The sequence below is a fragment of the Microtetraspora malaysiensis genome (assembly GCF_050947145.1).
GTDB lineage: Bacteria > Actinomycetota > Actinomycetes > Streptosporangiales > Streptosporangiaceae > Microtetraspora_A > Microtetraspora_A malaysiensis.
This window is the reverse complement of sequence record NZ_CP191998.1, coordinates 7,169,177-7,189,658: the sequence shown is the minus strand read 5'-3', so window position 1 is coordinate 7,189,658 and position 20,482 is coordinate 7,169,177. Positions and strand designations below refer to the sequence as shown.

The window sequence follows — 20,482 nt, the reverse complement described above, 5'->3', positions numbered from 1 at the left end:
CTCCTACGAACCGCCCGGCCGTTCGGTCGTGGCGGCGGCCGGGCGGAGGGGAACGGTCGCGCGGGCCAGACGGCACAGGTCGGTGGGACCCAGGGAGTCGGAGCGCCGCCACAACGCCGGCTCGACGCTGTCGGCCTGCCGTACGTGCTCGACCGCCTCCAGGCCCTGCCGTTCCAGCAGCGCCGACAGGTCGCCGGGGGTGAAGAAGGTCAGCCAGGGTTCGCCCCGCTCGGCGGCCGCGGGAAGGGCGAACTCCGCGAAGGCGGCGCTGCGCTCATCACGGAGGGCGGGCGGCAGGGCATACTCCATGACCAGCTCCGTGCCGGGGGCGAAGCCGCCGACGGCGGCGAGAGTGGCGGCGATCGCCTCCGGCGTGAGGTACATGGAGACTCCGAGCCAGCTCACCAGGGACGGCCGGGACGGGTCGAACCCGGCCGCGGTCAGGCCCGAGCCGAGATCGCCGGTCTCCAGGTCCGCGGGCGCGAAGGTCAGCGCCTCCGGCAGCGGGATGCCCGCGGCCGCGAGCAGTTCGCGCTTCCATTGCTGCGTGGCGGGGTGGTCCACCTCGAAGACCGCGACCCGGCCGGCCGGGTCGGAGCGGTAGGCGAAGGTGTCGAGCCCCGCGCCGAGCACGACGTACTGCTCCAGGCCGTCGCGGGTCAGCTCGGCCAGGCGGCGCTCGGTGTAGTGGCTGCGGGCGGTCACCTGGGCGCGGACGCCCGACAGGATGAGGTGGTCGCCGTACGCCCGGTGGAAGCCGATGATCTGCTCGGCGTGCTCGCCGAGCAGAGCGGCGGCCACGGTGTCGTGGAAGATGAACGGCTCCCGATCGACCACGAGGTGTGCCGCGCGGGCGGCCGCCGTAATGATCGCGGTCTGGCTGGGCTGTCCTTCGCGCATGGGCCCGTCGTTCCTTTCTCGCTATGGAACGACGATGCTAAATGCGGAAATAGATAACCATAACGTATCATATCATGGAAAAATAAATTCCAGATAACTGTTCGATATGTATGACATCACATTCCGATTTGCCATGCGTTCTTGCGCGTTTTCTTGCGAATCTCGCCGGCAAGGGCAAGGGCAAAGCGCGGCGAGACGCGGCGGTCAACGGCGCAGCCGCAGGGTGGCCAGTTCGAACGGGCGGAGCGTCGGCGGTGCCGCGCCCCCCTCGTGGGGTACCTCCGTGAGCGGCCGCGGCCGCCGCCTCCGGAAAGCGGGCGGGGTCTGATCGTCGCGCGGATGGTTGCGTTAGCATCGCTATTGCGAATAACTTGCAACTAGCCATTTGGTGAGGAGAGCGCCATGGGGCGGTACACCCTGCCGGACATGCCGTACGACTACGCCGCGCTGGAGCCGGCGATCACGGGAGAGATCCTGGAGCTGCATCACGCCAAGCACCACGCGGCGTACGTGAAGGGCGCCAACGACACGCTGGACCGGCTCGCCGAGGCCCGCGACGCGGGCGACTTCGGCAACCTGGTCGGGCTGGAGAAGACCTACGCGTTCAACCTGTCCGGGCACGTGCTGCACTCGATCTTCTGGCAGAACCTCTCACCCGACGGCGGCGACCGTCCGGATGGGGAGCTCGCGGCGGCCATCGACGAGCACTTCGGATCCTTCGCGGCGTTCCAGAAGCAGCTCACCACCGCGACCTCGACCGTGCAGGGCTCGGGCTGGGGCGTCCTGGCCTGGGAGCCGCTCGGCCGCCGGCTCGTCGTGGAGCAGGTCTACGACCACCACGGCAACGTCGGCATGAACACGACCCCGCTGCTGGTCTTCGACGCCTGGGAGCACGCGTACTACCTGCAGTACCGCAACGTCCGCCCCGACTACGTGGAGAAGTTGTGGTCGCTGATCAACTGGGACGACGTCATCGCCCGCTTCAGGGGGGCCACCGCCGTGGCGTCCTGACGTCGCCCCTCACCTGACTCGGCGCCCGTGCCCCGGCCTTCCTTAGAGATGTCCAACCGGGGCGCGGGCGTCGGCGTGTCGTCCGCCGGTCAGCGGTCTCCGGTGGAGGCGCGCATGCGCAGCTCCGCGGGCAGGACGATCGGCCCCGGCCGTGTGTCCCCGGCCAGCCGTGCGATGAGCAGTTCGACGGCCGCCTTGCCCGTCTCCTCCGGCATGAGATCGAGGGCCGTGATCGCGGGTGTCGCGTGGCGTGTCTGCTGCGCGTCGGAGCCCGCCGCGATGAGCAGGTCACGCGGGACGGCCACGTCGAGCCGCCGCGCCTCGGCGAGCACACCTGCCGCGTGCCGTCCGGTCTGGCAGTAGACCGCGTCGGGCCGCGGCTGCCTGCCCTTCAGCAGCCGCCGGGCGGCGTCCGCGCCGCCCTCCTCGGCCGCCGCCTCGGGGATGTGCAGGACGCGTGCGGGCATGTTGTGCCGTCGAGCCCACGATCGGTACGCCTTCTCGGAGTCCACGTTCCAGGCGTTGTCGTCGGTGCCCGCCAGAAACGCGATGCGCTCGGCGCCCCGTGAGCGCAGCAGGTCGAGGACGCGCTTGGTCTCGTCCACGTCGTCGGGGCCCACCCAGTCCGTGAACGTCGGCCGCCCCGGGTCGCGGCCCACGGTGACGACCGGCACCGAGGCGTCGATCAGCCGGGTGAGCACCGGGTCGTCGCGCACCGGGTCGCCGACGACGTAGCCGTCCACTCCGTGGGCGTACTGGGGGATGTCCGAGCGGGTCAGGTCGGGCACGAGCATGAGGCCGAGTCCGTGGTCGAGCGCGGTCACCGCCGCCGCGCCGGCGAACCGCATGAAGTAGTCCACGCCCTCGGGCAGGTACGACCCGATCGCGTCGAGCGGGCGCATGTCGAGACCGAGGACGCCGGTGCGCCCCTGGCGGAGGCCGCGGGCCATGGGATGGGCACGGTAGGCGAGGCGGTCGGCGACGGCGAGGACCCGCTGCCGCGTGGCCTCGGAGGCGGTCCCCTTGCCGTTCAGTGCGTGGGACACCGTGGTGACGGAGACGCCGGCTTCTCGCGCGACGTCACGGATCGTCGGTCGGGAGGGGGGTAATCCCTGCTCGGACATACCGAACATGGTAGGACACAAAACCTTTTACTAAAACGTTTTGTGCTGTATGGTCGCTGCCTATCGCGCCCTTGGCCTGCTCAAACGGTCCCAAAGGGTCCACTCCCCCCCAGTTCGGAGAACGAGATGCGTATCTGCGCGACAGCGGTCCTGGCCGCCTCGCTGAGCCTCGGACTCGCCGCGTGCGGCGGTGGCCCGGCCGGCCAGAAGACGGCCGACCGCAAGCTCGACGACCTCCTTGTGACCACCCCGGCCGCACAGCGGGATCTCGACAAGGCGACCTGGAACCTGCCTTTCGGCGAGCCCGCGTCCGTCGACCCCATCAAGGCGTTCAACTACCCCGAGAACACCGTCGTCGCGAACCTCTGCGAGGGGCTGACGCGGCTCGACCCCGACTACTCCCTGAAGCCCAACCTGGCCGAGAAGGTCGAGACAGCGGACCAGAAGACCTGGGTGTTCACCCTCCGGGACGACGTCCGCTTCTGGGACGGCACGCCGATGACAGCGGACGACGTCCTCTTCAGCCTGCGCCGCCACCTCGACGCCGACGAGGGCAGCTACTGGGCCTCCGACCAGATCACGGGCAACATCGCGAGCATCGAGAAGACCGGCGAGCACCAGGTCACCATCACGCTGAAGAAGCCCGACGCCACGCTCAACTCGTACATGGCCACCCCGATCGGCGTGGTCGTCCAGCGCGCGCAGCGCGAGAAGGCGGGAGCCAAGTACGGCACGCCCGAAGGCGGCGTCATGTGCACCGGTCCGTACACGGTCTCCTCCTGGGCGAAGGGCTCGTCGATCACGATGCTGCGCAACGACGCGTACTGGGACGCGTCGCGGCGGGCGAAGACCCGGCAGGTCGACCTGCGCTTCATCGTCGACCCCGGCGCGATCGCGAGTGCCCTGGAGACCAACGCCATCGACGGCTCCTACGACGTCCCGATCGACGCGGTGGACCGGCTCTCCGCATCCGGCTCCGGCACGCTGTACCTCGGCAAGTCCCTCCAGATGGTGGCCGTCATCAGCACCGGCAGCGGCCCGCTCGGCGACCCCGCGGTGCGGCGCGCGCTGGCGCTCGCCACCGACCGGGAGGCCATCGCGGCGACCGTCTTCTCCGGCACCGCCCAGGTGCCCCGCTCGCTGGTGCCGCGCGGCGGCTGGACGTACGGCGACGGCGTCTTCGGCCCCGCGAACGACGCCCTGCCCGGCACCGCGAAGAACCTCGACGAGGCGAAGAAGCTCCTCACCGGGGCCGACCTCGGGAACCGGACGATCACCATCGCCTACCCGAGCGAGCGCCAGTTCTACGCCGACATCCTGTCGGAGATGTCCAACGCCGCCCGCGAGCTGGGCCTCACCATCCAGCCCAAGGGCGTCCCGAGCGCGCAGTACGGCGCCTTCTTCTCCGACGCCAAGGCGCGCGCCGGTTACGACGGCTTCATGACGACCAACTACATGGACGTCCCCGACCCGCTCGCCTTCCTGCGGACGATCGCCGCCAAGGGCGGGTCGCAGAACTTCGACGGGCACTCCGACCCGGAGACACAGCGCCTCATCGAGCAGGCCGCCGGGACGCTGGAGGAGTCCGAGCGGGCCAAGGCCGTCGCCGAGTTGCAGACGAAGGTGATGGAGCGGATGCCCTGGATCCCGATCGCCGCTCCGTCGGTCAGGTTGTTCCTCCGCAAGGGGATCACCGGGGTCCCCGCCTCGTTCGTCTACCTCTACTACCCCTGGGCCGCCGACCTCGGCGCGGCGTGACCATGACCGACCCGGGGCGCGGCGACGCGCCCCCCACCTCCTGATCGGAGGCGTTGTGCTGCGCTTCGTACTCCGGCGGCTCGGCGCGCTGGCCGCCACTCTCCTCATCTCCAGCTTCCTCGTCTTCTCGGCGATGTACGCCGCGCCGGGCACGCCGGAGAGCTTCCTCGTCCAGGGCCGGACCGTGAGCCCCGAGGTCCTCGCCTCGATCCGGGCCCAGTACGGCCTGGACGACCCCTTCCTGATCCGCTACGGGAACTGGCTCGGCGGCGTGCTCACCGGCGACCTCGGCGAGTCCCTCACCACCCGCCAGGACGTCGCCTCGCTGCTGGCGTCCCGGATCCCGACCACTCTGTGGCTGACCCTGTACGCCGCCGTGCTCATCGTGGTGTTCGGCGTGCTCGCCGGAGCGCTCGCCGGCCTGCGGGGCGGCGCGTTCGACACCGGCGTGCTGCTCGGGTCGAGTGTGGGCTTCGCCGTCCCCACGTTCTTCGCCGCCGTCCTGCTCATGAGCGTCTTCTCGGTGACCCTCGGCTGGTTCCCCGTCTTCGGCTCCGGGTCCGGCTTCGCGGGGCGCATCGAGCACCTGACCCTGCCCGCCGTGGCGCTCGCGCTCCCGGCGGCCGCGGTGGTCGCCCGCATCACCCGTACCGCCGTCGTCGAGGAACGCGAGGCGGAGCATGTCTCCGTCGCGCTGGCCCGCGGCGTCCCCTGGCGCGTCGTGGCCCGCCGGCACATCCTCCGGAACGCGATGCTGCCCGTCACCACGATCGTCGGGGTGAACATCGCCGCCCTCGTCGCCGGCGCGGCCGTCGTCGAGCACGCCTTCACCCTCGACGGCGTCGGAGCCATGCTCATCAACTCGGTCCAGCAGAAGGACTTCGCCGTCGTCCAGGCCGTCGCGCTCCTGCTGGTCGCGGTCTTCGGCGTGGTCAACCTGGTGATCGACATCCTCTACGCGGTCATCGACCCGCGCGTCCAACTCGGAGGTGAGAGCGCGTGACCGCGCAGGCCCTCGAACGGCCGGCCGTACGGCGGCGCGGCGGCGACCTGGCAGATCGGCTCGGCCCGCTGGGCCTCGCGGCCGTGGCGGTCGTCGCGCTGATCACGCTGGCCGCACTGTGCGCCCCGCTGATCACGTCCCACGACCCCGCCATCGGTAGTGTCATCGAGCGCTACCAGGGTCCGAGCGCCGAGCATCTGCTCGGCACCGACCAGTCCGGCCGCGACCTGCTCGCCCGCCTGCTGTACGGCGCCAGCACCAGCCTGCTCGGCGCGGCCGTCGTCGTGCTGCTCGCCGGCGCGGGCGGCGCCCTGCTCGCCCTCGTCGCAGCCTGGTTCGGCAGGACCGTCGACGCGCTCGTCGGCCGCGTCCTCGACCTGCTGTTCGCCTTCCCGAACCTGCTTCTCGCGATCCTCGCCGTCGCCGTGTTCGGGACCGGGCTCGGACAGGTCACGGTCGCCCTCGCCATCGCGTACGTCCCCTACACCGCGCGCGTGCTGCGCAGCGTCGCGCTGCGCGAGCGACGGCTCGGCTACGTCCAGGCGGCCGAGCTCCAAGGGCTGTCCGGGCTCGTCGTCAGCGTGCGGCACATCCTGCCCAACATCGCGCCGCAGATCCTAACCGGCGCCGCGATCAACTTCGGGTACGCGATGATCGACCTCGCCGCGCTGTCGTTCCTCGGGCTCGGTGTGCAGCCGCCGACCGCCGACTGGGGGCTGATGGTGTCGCAGGGGAAGGACTCGCTCCTCCAGGGCCACGCGCAGCAGAGCGTCTTCGCGGGCGTGTGCATCGTCGTCGCCGTCGCCGCGTTCAGCGTCATCGGCGAGCGGCTCGGCGGGCGGAAGGCGGGTGGCCGGGCATGAACGTCCTCGAACTCGACGACGTCCGTCTCGACCTGCCCTCCAACCACGGAGACCGGACCCTCCTGCGGGGCGTCTCGCTGTCCCTCGCCCCCGGAGAGGCCCTCGGCCTCGTCGGCGAGTCGGGGTCGGGCAAGTCGATGACCCTGCGCACCGTCCTGCGCACCGAGCCCGCCGGCGCCCGGGTGACCGGACGGGTGCTGCTCGACGGCCGGGACGTGCGGACGCTCGGCGCCGCCGACCTGCGCCGAGTGCGCGCCGACGCCATCGCGATGATCAGCCAGAACCCCCGGGCCGCGCTGAATCCGGTGCTCCGGGTCTCACGGTTCCTCGTCGAGGGGCTGTGCGACGCGCGCGGCGAGAGCCGGGAGGCGGCCACCCGCCGGGCCCGCGACCTCCTCGCCCAGGTCGGGATCGCCGACGTGGACCGCTGCATGGCGTCCTATCCGCACCAGCTCTCCGGCGGGATGCTGCAGCGCGTCGTCATCGCCGCGGCGGTGGCGAGCGCGCCCCGGCTGCTGCTGGCCGACGAACCCACCACGGCGCTCGACGTCACCACGCAGTCGGAGGTCATGGCCATCCTCGACGGGCAGCGCCGCGAGCACGGCATGGCGATGCTCTTCGTCACCCACGATCTCGAGCTTGCCTCGGCCGTGTGCGACCGCATCGCCGTGCTGTACGCGGGGGAGATCGTGGAGATCGCGACGCCCGCGCAGCTCCATGCGGCGCCGCGGCATCCGTACACGCGGCTGCTGCTCGACTCGCGGCCGAACATCGCCGCCCGGGTGCCCGCGCTGCCCGTCATCCCCGGCCGGCCCATCGCCGCATACGAGGTCGAGGGCGGCTGCGCGTTCGCGGCCCGCTGCCCATGGGCGGCGCCGCGCTGCGAGCGGGAGGAGCCCGCGCTGGTCCACGACGCCGGCCGCACCACCCGCTGCCTGCGGGCCGGTGAACTGGCCGACGAGCTGGCGGGCGCACCCGCGGATGACGCGGCGGGTGTTTCGGGGGCACCGGCGGAGGCCGGCCGGGACGGCGAAACGGAGGCGAGGGCGTGAGCACCACCGCGGAGAACGTCATCGAGATCAGCGGGCTGCGCAAGCAGTTCGCCGTCGGCCGGGGAAAGCGGCGCCGCACCGTCCACGCACTCGACGATGTCAGTCTCGCCGTCGCCGACGGGAGCTGCCTCGCGGTCGTCGGCGAGTCCGGATCGGGAAAGACGACCCTGGCCCGGATCCTGGTCGGCCTCGAAAGCGCGGACGGCGGAGAGGTCGTGCTCGCCGGTCGCCCCGTCGCCCGGCGGCCGCGCCGGGCGGAGCGGCGGGCCCGCGCCCGCGACATCCAGATGGTTTTCCAGGACCCGAACGGGTCGCTGAACCGCCGCCGCACGGTCGAGGCCGCGATCAAGGAGGTGCTAGCCGCCCACCACCGGGTCACCGGGGACGAGGCGCGTCGCCGGGTGGGCGAGCTGCTCGACCAGGTGGGACTGCGGCCCGCGCACGCCCGGGCGCTGCCCGGCGAGCTCAGCGGCGGCCAGCAGCAGCGGGTCGCCATCGCCCGGGCGCTCGCCGCCGAGCCGCGCGTCCTCGTCCTGGATGAGGCCGTCGCCGCGCTGGACGTGTCGGTGCAGGCGCAGGTGCTCAACCTGCTGGCCGAGATCCGGCAGGCCCGCCGGCTCACCTATCTGTTCATCACCCATGACCTGTCCGTCGTACGGCAGGTGAGCGAGGAGGTCGTCGTCATGCGGCAGGGCCGGATCGTCGAACGGGGGAGCACCGATGAGGTGCTCGACCGTCCCCGGCACGCGTACACGGTGCTGCTGCGCGACAGCGCGCCCCGGCCCGGATGGCGGCCCCGGCTGTCCACCGGCGCGGACGCGCGGGAGGTGGAGGCGTGAGCCCCCGTACGCACCTGCGGATCGAGGAAGCCGACCCGAGGCGGCGCGGGCGTGCGCGCGGGCAGCGGCTCGGCGCCGACATCGCGCGGGGCTGGCGCACGTACTCGGAGCTGTTCGAGGTCGCCGCGGCGGCCAGGGGCGTGACGCTCGACGTCCCCGCGCTCGCCCTCCGGAGCCTCGCCGCCACCCGCGCGTGGGCGCCCGAACTGGCCGATGAGGTCGAGGGCGTCGCCGAGGGCGCGGGCGTCCCGCTGTGGGTCGCCGCCGCGCTCAACGCGCGCACCGAGATCCTCGCCGCGGCCGGAACGCCGCGCGCCGGGGAGTGCTCGACCGTGGTCCGCGCCGGCGTCCTGGGCGGGCAGACGTGGGACTGGCACGAGGAACTGGCGGACGGGTGGCACCTGCAGTCCGTACGCGGTGACGCGGTGGCCTTCACCGGAATCACCGAGCACGGCATCCTCGCCAAGATCGGCCTCAACGAGGCCGGGGTCGGTGTGCTGTTCAACATCCTCGGCCACGCGGACGACGGCGCGGACGGCGTGCCGGTTCACCTCGTCGCCCGCAAGGTCCTCGGCGGCGCGCGGTCGTACGCCGAGGCGGTCGGCATCCTGACCGAGGCCCCGGTGTCCGCCTCCACCGTCGTGACCGTCGTCACCGCGGACCGGGCGGCGTGCGTCGAGTTGAGCCCGGCCGGGGCCGCTGTGATCACCTCCGACCTGACCATGCCGGACGGCTCGGCCTGGCTCGTCCACACCAACCACTTCGCCGACCCGGCGCTCGCCGCGGGCGAGTTCCGCGGCCGGGCCGAGCCGGAGACCTACGACCGGGCCCGCCTGCTCGCCGGGCGGATCCGGCACGGATGGCGCCTCGACGACGCCGACGACCTCGCCGCGCTGCTCACCGCCCATCCGGGCGACGGCGCCGAGATCTGCTGCCACGCGTCCGCCGACGGGCGGCTCGGCACGCGCTGGGCGTCGCTGGCCACCATCGCGGTCGAGCCCCGGGCCGGCCGCCTCATGGTGCACGACGGCGGCCCCTGCTCGGCGCACCCGTCCGCCTGGATCGCCCTGCCCCCTTGCTGACGTCCCTCCCGTTGCTCCGCCGCCACCCGCGGCGGAGCAGCGCGGGGCAGCGGCGGGATTTGCCGAAGCGGCAAGACGATTCACGGCGGCATCACCGCACAGCGGACGATTGACGCGCGAGTCATCGGTCGGTGCGCTCACCTGGTCCGCACCTGCTCGCACGAGGATCGAGAGCTTTGGGGGATCGATGTCGACGTCCGCTCCCGCCGCGGCGGCCACACATCGGGTGGTCTCGTCGCCCGCTGGCCGTATCCACCTGGTGGAACAGGGCTCCGGGCCGCTGGTGCTGCTGGTGCACGGGTTTCCTGAGTCGTGGTACTCCTGGCGCCACCAGTTGCCGGCACTGGCCGCGGCCGGTTACCGGGCCGTCGCCGTCGACGTTCGCGGCTATGGCCGTTCTTCCAAACCCGCAGACGTGGCCGCGTACCGGATGCTGGAACTGGTCGAGGACAACGTCGCCGTGGTGCGTGCCCTGGGCGAGCGGACGGCGGTGATCGTGGGCCACGACTGGGGCGCGACGATCGCCGCCGACTCCGCCGTCGTACGGCCCGACGTCTTCCGCGCGGTCGGGCTGTTGAGCGTGCCGTACGCGCCGCCCGGCGGACCGCGCCCAAGCGACGTCTTCGCCCAGATGGGCGGAGATGAGGAGTTCTACGTCAGCTACTTCCAGGCGACCGGCCGGGCCGAGGCCGAGATCGAACCGGACGTCCGCGGCTGGCTCGCCGGCTTCTACGCCGCCCTGTCCGCCGACACGATGCCCCCCGCCGGCGCCCCGGACCCGCACTTCGTGTCCCGGGGCGGCAGGCTGCGTGACCGGTTCCCCACAGGTCGGCTGCCCGCCTGGCTCAGCGAGGACGATCTCGACGTCTACGCCGCGGAGTTCGAGCGGACCGGTATGAGCGGGGCTCTCAACCGCTACCGGAACATGGACCGGGACTGGGAGGACCTCGCCGACTTCAACGGATCGCCGATTACTCAGCCGTCGCTGTTCATCGGAGGCGCGCGGGACGCGTCGACCACCTGGATGGCCGACGCCATCGCGGCATACCCCGCCACCCTGCCGGGCCTGGTCTCCTCGCGCATTCTCGACGGTTGCGGCCACTGGATCCAACAGGAGCGGCGAGCGGAGGTCAACGAGATCCTGACCGGCTGGCTCGCCTCTCTGCCTGGCTGACCCGCCAGCGAGGCGCGCTCTACCACGATCGGCAGGCCCCGGCGTCTGATCACCCGGCCGGGGGTGACCGCCTTTCTCCTGTGGAGCGCGTGGAGCGGAAGTCGATCCGCCGTCTATCCGTCCGCCGGGCCGAAGGCCGTGAGGAATGTGCCGACGGCGGCGCGGGCGATCTCATGCAGATCGGCGTCGTCGATCTGGCGGGTCCCCATCCGGGAGCGTGCTTCCAGCGGACCGGTGAGCAGTGCCATGAACTGTTCGGCCGCTTGGTCGGGGTCGGGCGCGCGCAGGCGTCCGGCGAGGGTGAGTCGTGCCAGCCGGTCGGCCATCGCCTGGGTGAGGCGGTGCGGCCCGCTCTCGGTGACGATGTCGAGTATGTCGGGGAACTGGGTGATCTCCGAGTAGAGCAGCCGCCGCAGGGCGCAGGAACGGTCGTCGGTGTGCAGGCGGAGGAGACGGTGGCCGACCTCCTCCAGTGTGGCGCGCAGGTCGGGGCCGGGCTCGGCGAGCGGTTCCAGCGCGGCGAGTCGCTCATGCAGCGCGGTCTGGGCCGCGGTCTGCATCGCGTGCCGGAACAGGGTGGCCTTGTCGGTGAGGTGGTTGTACACCGTGGGTTTGGCCACGCCCGCCTCGTTGGCGATCTCCTGCACGCAGGCCTGGGCGTACCCCTGACGGGCGAACACGGTGAACGCGCCGTCCAGGATCGCCTGCCGTTTGTCGATCCGTCCACGTGACCTGACCATGCCCTGATTGTACTCACTGGTTCAGTCGCGTGAACCACGCGGTTGCGTTTGGATTGGCGAGATAAGTATTTTGAACTCATGAGTTCAACAGAAGCAGACGATCGTCTTGATCCGCGGCTGCTGGTGATGATCGCCGTGGTCCTGCTGGGCGGGCTGCTGGGGATCCTCAACAGCACGATGGCCGCCGTCGCCACCGAGAGTCTGGCCATGGCGTTCGACGCCTCGCTCAGCATGGTCGGCTGGGCCTCCACCGGGTTCCTGCTGGTGGTCACCGCCACCATCCCGTTCACCACCTGGGCGGTCGACAGGTTCGGCGGCAGACGGCTGTGGCTGACCGGCCTGGCGCTGTTCATGGCGGGGTCGCTGGCCGCCGGACTGGCCTGGAACGTCGGCAGTCTGATCGCCTTCCGCGCTCTGCAGGGCCTCGGCGCCGGGTTGCTCGACCCGCTCGTGCTGATCCTGCTGGCCCGCGCCGCCGGACCGCGACGCGCCGGACGGGTGATGGGCCTGATGGGGGTCGTGCTGTCGCTGGGACCGGTGCTCGGGCCGATCGCGGGCGGCGCGGTCCTGCACGATCTGTCATGGCGCTGGATGTTCCTGCTCAGCGTGCCCATCGGACTGATCGCGTACCTGCTGGCCCTGCGGGTGATTCCGGCCGACTCGCCAGTTGACTCGCCGGCCGACTCACCGGCCGGGCGGCGGGCACAGGTCCGCCTGGACGTGCTGGGGCTGGCCCTGCTCGCGCCGGGATTCGCCGCGCTCGTCCTGGCTCTGTCGCAAACGGCCGAGCACGGGGCGTTCATCGCCTGGCAGGCACTACTCCCGCTGGCCGCGGGCGTCGCGCTGGTGATCGGCTACGTCGTCCACGCGCTCGCCGCGCGGCGCACGCCACCGCTGATCGACGTACGGCTGTTCGCCTCCCGCGGCTTCACCGCCAGCGTCACCATCATGGGGCTGGGCGGCCTGGCCAACTTCGCGACCCTGTTCGCGTTGCCGCTGTACTACCAGCAGGCGCACGGGCAGGGCGTGCTGGCCGCCGGGCTGCTGATGGCCCCGGCGGGTCTGGGCGGCGCGATCGCCATGCCGCTCGCGGGCGGGCTGTCGGACCGGCTCGGCGCTCGCGGCCTGGCCGTCGGCGGCGCGGTCCTGGCCGGGCTCAGCGCACTGGCGTTCACCCGGATCGGAGCCGACACCGCCGAGATGTGGCCCGTGCTGGCGGCGCTGACCATCGGCCTGGGCATGGGCTGTTTCAGCGCCCCGACGATGGGGTCGCTGTACCGGAGCCTGCCCGGCCCCATGGTGGCGCAGGGCAGCTCCGTGCTCTACATGCTCAACCAGCTCGGCGCCGCACTCGGCGTCGCCCTGGTCACCCTCGTCCTGCAGACCTCCGGCGACCCGATCGCCGGATTCCACGGAGTCTTCTGGCTCGTCGTCGTCGCCATCGCGGCGGTGCTCGCCGCGATCCCGCTGCTGCCCGGCCGTCCCCAGGAGCCGTCCGACCACCCCCAAGCCGTCACATCCGGAAAGGCGTCCTCATGACAGCAATCGTCATCACCGGTGGCACCGACGGGATGGGCCGGGCCCTGGCCCGCACCTACCTCGACCGCGGCGACACTGCCACCGCCGCTCATGTCGCGGCGCTCAAGAGGTACGGCGCCCCCGTCGCGGAAGGCATCAAACCGATCATCGCGCGCGTCGACGCCCCACCCGCCGAGCCGCTCAGCGCCTTCCTCCCGGACGCCCGGATCAGCCTGGACAACCCGTCCTTCGCTCCGGGCGACGCCGCCCGCCTCGACGACCTCACCCGCCACCTGCTGCGCCCCCGGGAGAACTGAACACAGCCATCGCTCGCGGCCCCGCCCCACGCAGGGGCGGGGCCGTACCGCTGTTTTCCGCGCGATCCTCGAATGCCGGGGGCCGCGCCGTTTGGAACTCCATATTCGCTTAGGAAAATGGCGTAATCGATGGAGGTATATCCCGGTCTCTATGATTTGTTGAATTCAGTGTGAATTGTCCGAATCTGTTGTGAGGTGTGTGGATCAACGGCGTGGCGGGCGTCCCGCATCGCTGATGTGGTCGGATGCGTCGGTAAACCGCCGGGAGCGGCCTGGCGTCTGATCTTGGTGAGGCTGGATGAATAATTCAGCTAGATCACGATATTTCAATGCCTCGGCAGAAGATAGCGCTATATTTCCGAATGGAGTGGGCGCAGACTCCATGGGGGAGAGATACGAAGCTGTGCGGGCCGGGGGAGAAATCGCGTGCAACCGAACCTGCCAAGGCGCATAAGGAGACCGGGCTTGATCCGTCTACTGCTAGCGGAGAACATGCACCTTGTTCGATCGGCCCTCGTGGCGCTGCTCTCCACGGAGGAGGACCTGGAGGTGGTCGCGGAGACCGGCCAGGGCGGCGAGATCGTCCCGCTCGCCCGGGAGAACCGTCCGGACGTCGCGCTCCTCGACATCTGCCTCCCCGGCGTCGACGGCCTGACGGCCGCGGCCGAGCTGCACGAGCGGATGCCCGAATGCAAGACGGTGATCCTCACCGGTCGCGGCACCCCGGCAGCGCTGCGCCGGGCACTCGGGGCCAAGGCGCGCGGTTTCGTGGTCAAGCACGCCTCGGCCCAGCAGTTCGTCGACTGCGTGCGCCGGGTGGCGCGCGGGGAGCGGGTGATCGACCCCGAGCTGGCCCTCGCCGCGCTCAACGCTCCGGAGAACCCGCTCACCTCGCGGGAACTGGACGTTCTCCAGGTCGCCGCCGAAGGCTCCACGGTGACCGAGATCGCCGACCGGCTCTATCTGTCCCCGGGGACGGTACGGAACTACCTGTGCCGGATCCTGCCGAAGGTCGGCGCCCGCACCCGCGTGGAGGCGATCAGGATCTCGCTGGAGCGCGGCTGGCTGTGGCCGGAGACGGGCGGCGACATCGGCATGGCCCACTACCCGGCCCTGGGCGGCCGGCGCGGCTCCGGCGGGGCCGAGCACGTCCCGGTCGCCGGTCGTACGGCACCGCGGCGTGGCCGCTGATCGGGCGGCACAGCCCCCACTAGTGGAAGAGGCCGGTGTGGGCGGCGAGGAAGGCGAGGGTGTCGGCGGCCAGCGCGGTGGCCCGGCTGGTGGCCCGGGCCCCGTGCCCCACGTCGCCCTCGTGCCGCAGCAGGATCGGCCGATCGCCGCCGGTGGCCCGCTGGAGCGCGGCGCACATCTTGCGCGCGTGCGCGGGATCGACGCGGGTGTCCCCGCCGAAGACGGTGAACAGCGTGGCGGGATAGTCCACGCCCTCGCGCACCCGGTGATAGGGCGAGTAGCCGAGCAGGCAGCGGAAGAGGTCCGGGTCCTCGGCCGAGCCGTACTCGCCCCGCCAGGCCGGGCCGAGGCCGGAGCGCTCGTAACGGACCATGTCGAGGAGCGGAGCCGAGCAGACCGCGGCGGCGAACAGGTCGGGCCGCTGGGTCAGGGCGGCGCCCACCAGCAGGCCGCCGTTCGACTCGCCCCAGATCCCGAGCCGGTCCGGGGCGGTCCAGCCGTCGGCGATCAGCTTCTCCGCCGCCGCGACGAAGTCGTCGAAGGTGTTCTGCTTGCGGTCCAGCATGCCCGCGCGGTGCCATTCCTCGCCCTCTTCGCCGCCGCCGCGCACCATGGCCACCGCCACCACGCCGCCGGCCTCGGTCCACGCCAGGGTGTCGGCGGCGTACGCGGGGGTCAGCGCGACCCCGAACCCGCCGTAGCCGTACAGGATCGCGGGTCTCGGCCCGTGCAGACCGGCCCGCGCCATGATGAGCATCGGCACCCGTGTCCCGTCGGCCGAGACGCAGTGCAGCCGGTGGCTCTCGATCCGCGGCTCATCGTCGCCGGACCGCGGCCGTCCGCCCGGTACGGCGGCCCGCGCGCCCGGGTCGGGCCCGGGCGCGGTCTCACCGGTGCGGCCGTCGAAGCGCCACACCGCCGGCGGCGTGACGTGGTCGGTGTAGGTGAACCACGCCTCGCGGCCGTGCCGTACGGAAAGGGGGCCGACGGATCCCGCGCCGGGCAGCGGCACGGAGCCGAGCCGCTCGCCGGTGTCCAGATCGTGGACGCCGATCTCGGCGACCGCGTGCCGGACGCGGGTGACGAGCAGCAGGGGGCGGCTCGGCCCGGTCCCGTCGAGGATGGCGAAGTCCGCGAGAACCGCCTCCGGGTCGGCCGGGACCAGGTCCTTCCACACGTCCGGCCGCTCCGGGTCGCCCACACACAGCCGCACCCGGGGCGCGTCCCGGTCGGTGACGACGTACACGCGGCCGTCGCGGGCGACGGTCAGCGCGGTCCGCGCGTCCACGCCCTCCTGCACGACCCGCAGATCCGGCTCCTCGGGACGGCCCCCGGCAAGGTCGGCCAGCCACAGGTCGTTGCGCGAGCCGAGCGACGCGGAGACGACCAGCCAGCGGCCGTCCCCGCTGATCTCCAGCCCGTACGAGGCGACGCCCGCGCGGGCGAAGACCGGGACGTCCGCCGGGACGCCCGTCCGGTGCAGGAAGACGCCGCGCGGCTCGGTCCGCACGTAGAAGAAGCCGGTCCCCCCGGCCAGCCAGGCCACGGGGGAGTAGCGGCAGGGGCCGACCGGCCCGTCCACGACGCGGCGCGTCCGGACGTCCATGACGTACAGCTCGGACCGCTCGTCCCCCCTGCGCGAGGTCTGGTACGCCAGGAGCCCGCCGTCCGAGTCGGGCTGCCACGCGTCGAGCGTGGTCAGGCCGGTCGGGTCGAGCACCGACGGGTCGAGGAGAAGCTGCTCGGCCGGGCCGGGCCCGGTGACGTGGAGCGCCGCGTGCTCCTGCCCCGCCGTGCGACGCAGGGAGAACGCCCGCTCGCCCCGCCACAGCGGCGCGGTGACCATGCCCGCGTCCGCCAGTTCGGCCAGCCGCGTGTACAGCCGGGCCCGGCCGGGCAGCGCGGCCGCGTGCGCCCGCCAGAGGTCGTCCTGCGCGGCCAGCCACCTCCGCGTCTCCGGGTCGTCCGGGTCCTCGAGGCGGCGGTAGGGGTCCGGTACGGCGACGCCGTGCAGCCGATCGACGACAGCCTGGCGCTCCACATAGGGATATTTCATGACACCTGCCTCACGTCGGGGGTCCACTGACCGAGCAGATCGCGGTAGAGCGGCGACACGGCGACCAGCTCGTCATGTGTGCCGAGCCGTACGCGCGTGCCGTCCATGAGCAGCACGTGCCGCGCCCGGAGCGCAGAGGTGAGCCGGTGCGCGACCACGACGAGGGTGCCCCCGCGCCGGGCGAACGCCGCCTCCGCCCGCGCCTCGGCCGCCGGGTCGAGATGACAGGTCGCCTCGTCCAGGATCACCAGCCGGGCCGGTGACAGGTACGCCCTGGTCAGCGCGATGAGCTGACGCTCGCCCGCCGACAGGGCCGCCGGGTTGACCTCCGACGGCAGCCCGCCGAGCCGGCGCGCCAGCTCCGCCATGCCCACCTCGTCGATCGCCCTCCGCACGGCGTCCGGCGCGGCGGAGGCGAGATAGGTGAGGTTCTCGCGGAGCGTGCCCTGGAAGACGTACGCCTCCTGCGGGATCAGCACACGGGCGGCCGGGTCGACGTCCCGTGCGGGCACGCCGCCGATCCTGACCTCTCCCGAGGACGGTTCGAGCAGGCCGGTGACCAGCGCCGCGAGGGTGGACTTGCCGAGCCCGCTCGGGCCGACCACGGCCAGGCGGCACCCCTCGGGCAGGACCAGATCCAGGCCGGACACCACCGGCTCCGCCTCCGGCCCGTACGCGAACGTCACGTCGTGCAGCTCGACCCGGGCGTCGAGTGGCCGGACCGTCCTCGTCCTCCGCGGCCCAGGGCGCGGTTCGCGCGGGGTGACCGCCCGGCCCCGGCCCGTTCCGGCGCGCCTCGCCCCGGGACCGGGCAGCGGCGTGGTCTCCCGGATCCTGGCGACGGACGCCGCCAGCCGCACCCCGCTGACCCCGAGCCCTTCGACGAGGCCGCCGAGCGCGGGCGCGAGCGACTGGACGACGTAGGCGAGCGTCCCGACGATCGCTCCGGCGCTCGCGCCGAGCCCGGGACCGTACGCGAGCACGAGCAGGACGGGCAGCCAGCCCGCCACGCCGAGCGACAGCGTGCGCACCGCCGTCACGCGGGCGACGCGGCGCGCCGCCGCCGCCTGCGCCGCGATCGCTTGTCCGATGTCGGCGGCGACGCGGCGCTCGGCTCCGCAGGAGACGATGTCGCGCAGGCCCCCCGCCATCGCCGCCACCGACTCCGTCAGGCGCTCGTCCGCGACGAGGAAGGCGCGCTGCCGGCGTGCCATGGCGGGCAGCGACAGCAGGAACACCGCCAGCCCGGCGGCGAACGGCGGCAGCACCAGCGGCAGCATGGTCGGCAGGAGCGTCGCCATGCCGACGACGACGCTCACCACGGTGAACGCGAACGACCGGACCGCCGTGATCACCGCGGCGAAGGCGTCCCTGGCCAGCTCGACCTGGAGGGTGGACCGGGCGACCGACTCCGCGCCCGGCCGCCACGGCGGCGTCACCGCGTGACGGACGGCGCCGCCGACCACCCGGGCAAGCAGTTCGTCGCGGAACGGCTCGGCGATCGCGGCGACGGCCAGGACGGACTGCCGGGCGCCCACCGCCGCCACCAGCCACGCGCCGCCGAGCAGGGCGAGCCAGGCCAGCCCCGCGACCGGCCTGCCCACCGCGAAGCCGTCCTCGATGGCGCGCGCGATCGCGTGCCCGATGAGCAACGAGGGCAGCGCCTCCGCGACGGACCACCCCGCCAGCCGCGCCAGCCGGCGCGGCTCCCGCGTCACCGACCGCCAGATCACGCCCGCCCCCCGTCCGAGACGCCGGGGACGCCGGGGACGCCGGTCTGGAAGACGGCCCGATAGGCGGGATACCGCTCCCACAGCACCTCGTGCCGGTCGTAGCCGCGTAACCGCCCGTTCTCCAGCCACAGCACCGCGTCCGCCCTGGCGGCGGTCGCGACCCGGTGGGTCGTCAGGACGCGGGTCCGCCCGCGCAGCTCGCCGGAGAGCGCGGCGGCGACCCGGCGTTCGGTGAGGGTGTCCAGGCTGGAGGTCGCGTCGTCCAGCACCAGCAGGCGGGAGCCCTGCGCGAAGGCGCGGGCCAGCCCGATCCGCTGCCGCTCACCGCCCGACATCGGCGCCTGCGCCAGCGGCGTCGCGTAGCCCAGGGGGAGCCGCCGGACGAACTCGTCGGCGCAGGCCGCCCGCGCCGCCGGTACGAGGGTCGCGTCAGGGTCTTGTGAGCGGAGAAGGGGCGGTTCGTCCGCGTCCGATGGCTCGGTCGGGCCGGCCAGGCCGAGGCCGATCGCGTCGCCGACCGTGTCACCGACCAGGACCGGCCGCTCGAACGCGTGGCCGACCACCCGGCGCAGCGCCCTACGGGACAGCTCGCGCACGGGCACGCCGTCGAGGAACACGGTCCCCTCGGACGGGTCGGCCAGCCGACCGGCCAGCGCGGCGAGCGCCGACTTGCCGGACCCGGACCTGCCCACCACCGCGACCGCCACCCCACCCGGGATGACGAGGTCGACGCCGCGCAGCCCGCTCCCCGAGACGCCCCGGAACTCCAGCGCTCCCGAACCGGCGGGCAGCGCGCGCCGCCCGTACGTCAAGGGAGGCTGCCGCCACAGCTCCTGGACCCGTCCGGCCGCCGACCGCGCCCTGGCCAGCCGTCCCACGTATCCGAGCGCGGAGCCGAGCCCCGCGCCGAGCACCGCGTACCGTGCCGCCGCGTACAGCTCGCCGACCGAGAGATCGCCCCCGGCGAGCCGCAGGCCGCCGACCACGAGCACCGCCACCTCAAGAAGGGGCACGACGACGCCGGTGCGGACCCCGGCCTTGGCGTTCGCCTGCCACAGGCCCACGCCGTACGAGCGCAGGAGGGGGAGCGGCGCGAGCACCCGCGCGACCTCGCTCTCCGTCGTCCCGGCGGCGGCGATCGTACGCGCGCCGGACAGCGCGGTGACCAGGCGGGCGGCGATGTCGCCCTGCACCCCCTGATATGCGGCGACGACCTCGGACGTGTCCCGCATGAAGCCGCGCAGCACGAGCACGATCAGCACGAGCCCGGCGACGAGGGTGAGCGCCGACAGCGGGTCGATGAGAACGAGCGCCACCAGGCCGCCGACCGTCGGGACCAGCAGGGACGCGCCGCTGACGATCGCCTCGGGCGCGTGCCCGGTCTCCTCGGCGTTCATGCCCAGCCTGGTGGTGAGGTCCCCTTCGGGGAGGCGGCGGGTCAACGCGGGGCCGGCGCCGAGCACGTGCGTCATGGCCCGGTGGCGCAGCCACGCCGAGGCGGCGGCGCTGGACGAGCCGGAGGCCCACACATGCAGGCTGTCGCAGACGACGACTCCGGCGAGGACCAGCGCGCACCCGGTGACGGAGCCGATGACGGAGCCGGAGAAGACGCCGGGAGAGGTTCCAGTGATCAGCGTGTCCACGGTCCGGCCGATGACGTACGGCAGGGCGAGTTCGAGGACCGAACCGCCGACGGCCACCACGGCCAGGACGAACACCCACGGGCCGCCGTGCCGGACCGTCCGGACGACCAGCCGGTCTGCCGCCTCCATCCGTCCTCCTCACCGAGCGCGACGCTCGTCCGGGACGTCGCCGGTCCCGAGATCCGGGGTTCCGGCGCGTGCCGTGGCTGTCTTCGGGGGTGCTCCTTCCGAGCGGGCGGCCCCGCCCGATGGGAGTTGGGCCGCAGGGGTCGGGCCCCGGGCGCAAGCACCCGGGGCCCGAGAGGCCGCCGTGACGGCGACCTTCATATGACCGGCCTCTGCTTAGTGGCAGAGAGCGATGCTGAGGTTGCTCGGCCGCCCGGACTGGCAGGTCAGCACGGTCAGCGTGCTACCGCCGCCGTTGTGGCCGCCGCCACCGGGGGTCTCCATGCCCTGAAGATCGAGGAGAACCATTCGT

General features: G+C 72.8%; 18 protein-coding genes. 11 read left to right on the top strand and 7 right to left on the bottom strand.

Going from position 1 to position 20,482, the window contains the following annotated elements; all coding sequences use genetic code 11:
* Nucleotides 1–3: 3 nt before the first annotated feature.
* Complete coding sequence (locus ACQP1V_RS33675) at nucleotides 4–900, bottom strand: class I SAM-dependent methyltransferase (protein WP_433414291.1); 897 nt, start codon at nucleotides 898–900, stop codon at nucleotides 4–6.
* 402 nt (nucleotides 901–1,302) lie between these two features.
* Here ACQP1V_RS33675 and ACQP1V_RS33670 point away from each other — a divergent pair, with 402 nt between their 5' ends.
* Nucleotides 1,303–1,911, top strand: a complete 609-nt coding sequence (locus ACQP1V_RS33670) for a superoxide dismutase (RefSeq protein ID WP_387417688.1) — start codon at nucleotides 1,303–1,305, stop codon at nucleotides 1,909–1,911.
* Nucleotides 1,912–2,000: 89 nt separating this feature from the next.
* Here the strand turns inward: ACQP1V_RS33670 and ACQP1V_RS33665 are convergent, their stop codons facing one another.
* Nucleotides 2,001–3,035 (bottom strand): LacI family DNA-binding transcriptional regulator, encoded by a 1,035-nt coding sequence (locus ACQP1V_RS33665; protein WP_433414289.1) that lies wholly within the window; start codon nucleotides 3,033–3,035, stop codon nucleotides 2,001–2,003.
* A 126-nt stretch (nucleotides 3,036–3,161) separates the two neighbouring features.
* Between ACQP1V_RS33665 and ACQP1V_RS33660 the strand changes: the two genes are divergently transcribed.
* The 7 genes from ACQP1V_RS33660 to ACQP1V_RS33630 all read left to right on the top strand — a co-directional run bounded on the left by ACQP1V_RS33660 (nucleotide 3,162) and on the right by ACQP1V_RS33630 (nucleotide 10,806).
* Nucleotides 3,162–4,793: an ABC transporter substrate-binding protein gene (locus tag ACQP1V_RS33660; protein ID WP_387417690.1), complete on the top strand. Its 1,632-nt coding sequence runs from the start codon at nucleotides 3,162–3,164 to the stop codon at nucleotides 4,791–4,793.
* 55 nt (nucleotides 4,794–4,848) lie between these two features.
* A complete protein-coding gene (locus ACQP1V_RS33655) occupies nucleotides 4,849–5,796 on the top strand; it encodes an ABC transporter permease (protein ID WP_387417691.1) in 948 nt (315 codons plus the stop codon).
* Nucleotides 5,793–6,659: an ABC transporter permease gene (locus ACQP1V_RS33650; RefSeq protein ID WP_433414286.1), complete on the top strand. Its 867-nt coding sequence runs from the start codon at nucleotides 5,793–5,795 to the stop codon at nucleotides 6,657–6,659. The genes ACQP1V_RS33655 and ACQP1V_RS33650 overlap by 4 nt, the downstream gene beginning before the upstream one ends.
* Nucleotides 6,656–7,711, top strand: coding sequence for an ABC transporter ATP-binding protein (locus ACQP1V_RS33645; RefSeq protein WP_433414284.1), 1,056 nt, complete (start codon nucleotides 6,656–6,658; stop codon nucleotides 7,709–7,711). Before ACQP1V_RS33650 ends, ACQP1V_RS33645 begins: the two co-directional genes overlap by 4 nt.
* The gene (locus ACQP1V_RS33640; RefSeq protein WP_433414282.1) at nucleotides 7,708–8,550 is read left to right on the top strand and encodes an ATP-binding cassette domain-containing protein; all 843 of its coding nucleotides are present in this window, start codon (nucleotides 7,708–7,710) and stop codon (nucleotides 8,548–8,550) included. Before ACQP1V_RS33645 ends, ACQP1V_RS33640 begins: the two co-directional genes overlap by 4 nt.
* Nucleotides 8,547–9,632 carry a C45 family autoproteolytic acyltransferase/hydolase gene (locus tag ACQP1V_RS33635; protein WP_433414280.1) on the top strand — a complete coding sequence of 362 codons (1,086 nt, stop codon included), beginning with the start codon at nucleotides 8,547–8,549 and terminating at the stop codon, nucleotides 9,630–9,632. The genes ACQP1V_RS33640 and ACQP1V_RS33635 overlap by 4 nt, the downstream gene beginning before the upstream one ends.
* Nucleotides 9,633–9,819: 187 nt before the next feature.
* Nucleotides 9,820–10,806: an alpha/beta fold hydrolase gene (locus tag ACQP1V_RS33630; protein ID WP_387417696.1), complete on the top strand. Its 987-nt coding sequence runs from the start codon at nucleotides 9,820–9,822 to the stop codon at nucleotides 10,804–10,806.
* Between the two features lie 113 nt (nucleotides 10,807–10,919).
* Here ACQP1V_RS33630 and ACQP1V_RS33625 read toward each other — a convergent pair whose 3' ends face one another.
* The gene (locus tag ACQP1V_RS33625; protein ID WP_433414277.1) at nucleotides 10,920–11,546 is read right to left on the bottom strand and encodes a TetR/AcrR family transcriptional regulator; all 627 of its coding nucleotides are present in this window, start codon (nucleotides 11,544–11,546) and stop codon (nucleotides 10,920–10,922) included.
* A gap of 78 nt (nucleotides 11,547–11,624) precedes the next feature.
* Here ACQP1V_RS33625 and ACQP1V_RS33620 point away from each other — a divergent pair, with 78 nt between their 5' ends.
* From ACQP1V_RS33620 to ACQP1V_RS33610, 3 genes are all read left to right on the top strand, one after another.
* Nucleotides 11,625–13,085 (top strand): DHA2 family efflux MFS transporter permease subunit, encoded by a 1,461-nt coding sequence (locus ACQP1V_RS33620; RefSeq protein WP_433414275.1) that lies wholly within the window; start codon nucleotides 11,625–11,627, stop codon nucleotides 13,083–13,085.
* Nucleotides 13,082–13,381 carry a hypothetical protein gene (locus tag ACQP1V_RS33615; protein WP_387417699.1) on the top strand — a complete coding sequence of 100 codons (300 nt, stop codon included), beginning with the start codon at nucleotides 13,082–13,084 and terminating at the stop codon, nucleotides 13,379–13,381. The genes ACQP1V_RS33620 and ACQP1V_RS33615 overlap by 4 nt, the downstream gene beginning before the upstream one ends.
* A 465-nt stretch (nucleotides 13,382–13,846) precedes the next feature.
* Nucleotides 13,847–14,572, top strand: coding sequence for a response regulator (locus ACQP1V_RS33610; protein WP_433414273.1), 726 nt, complete (start codon nucleotides 13,847–13,849; stop codon nucleotides 14,570–14,572).
* A gap of 19 nt (nucleotides 14,573–14,591) precedes the next feature.
* On the opposite strand, the gene ACQP1V_RS33605 is transcribed toward ACQP1V_RS33610, so the two are convergent.
* The 4 genes from ACQP1V_RS33605 to ACQP1V_RS33590 form a co-directional block, all read right to left on the bottom strand.
* Nucleotides 14,592–16,628 carry a prolyl oligopeptidase family serine peptidase gene (locus ACQP1V_RS33605; protein WP_433414271.1) on the bottom strand — a complete coding sequence of 679 codons (2,037 nt, stop codon included), beginning with the start codon at nucleotides 16,626–16,628 and terminating at the stop codon, nucleotides 14,592–14,594.
* Entirely contained in the window at nucleotides 16,625–18,361 is a 1,737-nt protein-coding gene (locus tag ACQP1V_RS33600) for an ATP-binding cassette domain-containing protein (RefSeq protein WP_433414269.1), read from the bottom strand. Before ACQP1V_RS33600 ends, ACQP1V_RS33605 begins: the two co-directional genes overlap by 4 nt.
* Nucleotides 18,358–20,133 carry an ABC transporter ATP-binding protein gene (locus tag ACQP1V_RS33595; RefSeq protein ID WP_433414267.1) on the bottom strand — a complete coding sequence of 592 codons (1,776 nt, stop codon included), beginning with the start codon at nucleotides 20,131–20,133 and terminating at the stop codon, nucleotides 18,358–18,360. The genes ACQP1V_RS33600 and ACQP1V_RS33595 overlap by 4 nt, the downstream gene beginning before the upstream one ends.
* Before the next feature lie 213 nt (nucleotides 20,134–20,346).
* The gene (locus ACQP1V_RS33590; RefSeq protein WP_157570739.1) at nucleotides 20,347–20,478 is read right to left on the bottom strand and encodes a SapB/AmfS family lanthipeptide; all 132 of its coding nucleotides are present in this window, start codon (nucleotides 20,476–20,478) and stop codon (nucleotides 20,347–20,349) included.
* Nucleotides 20,479–20,482 lie beyond the last annotated feature (4 nt).

What these genes read in the sequence shown, in the direction of transcription:
- ACQP1V_RS33605 (WP_433414271.1), bottom strand. Translation starts at nt 16,628, where the DNA reads ATGAAATATCCCTATGTGGAGCGCCAGGCTGTCGTCGATCGGCTGCAC.
- ACQP1V_RS33630 (WP_387417696.1), top strand. Translation starts at nt 9,820, where the DNA reads ATGTCGACGTCCGCTCCCGCCGCGGCGGCCACACATCGGGTGGTCTCG.
- ACQP1V_RS33615 (WP_387417699.1), top strand. Translation starts at nt 13,082, where the DNA reads ATGACAGCAATCGTCATCACCGGTGGCACCGACGGGATGGGCCGGGCC.
- ACQP1V_RS33665 (WP_433414289.1), bottom strand. Translation starts at nt 3,035, where the DNA reads ATGTCCGAGCAGGGATTACCCCCCTCCCGACCGACGATCCGTGACGTC.
- ACQP1V_RS33620 (WP_433414275.1), top strand. Translation starts at nt 11,625, where the DNA reads ATGAGTTCAACAGAAGCAGACGATCGTCTTGATCCGCGGCTGCTGGTG.
- ACQP1V_RS33625 (WP_433414277.1), bottom strand. Translation starts at nt 11,546, where the DNA reads ATGGTCAGGTCACGTGGACGGATCGACAAACGGCAGGCGATCCTGGAC.
- ACQP1V_RS33660 (WP_387417690.1), top strand. Translation starts at nt 3,162, where the DNA reads ATGCGTATCTGCGCGACAGCGGTCCTGGCCGCCTCGCTGAGCCTCGGA.
- ACQP1V_RS33670 (WP_387417688.1), top strand. Translation starts at nt 1,303, where the DNA reads ATGGGGCGGTACACCCTGCCGGACATGCCGTACGACTACGCCGCGCTG.
- ACQP1V_RS33595 (WP_433414267.1), bottom strand. Translation starts at nt 20,133, where the DNA reads ATGGAGGCGGCAGACCGGCTGGTCGTCCGGACGGTCCGGCACGGCGGC.
- ACQP1V_RS33645 (WP_433414284.1), top strand. Translation starts at nt 6,656, where the DNA reads ATGAACGTCCTCGAACTCGACGACGTCCGTCTCGACCTGCCCTCCAAC.
- ACQP1V_RS33675 (WP_433414291.1), bottom strand. Translation starts at nt 900, where the DNA reads ATGCGCGAAGGACAGCCCAGCCAGACCGCGATCATTACGGCGGCCGCC.
- ACQP1V_RS33590 (WP_157570739.1), bottom strand. Translation starts at nt 20,478, where the DNA reads ATGGTTCTCCTCGATCTTCAGGGCATGGAGACCCCCGGTGGCGGCGGC.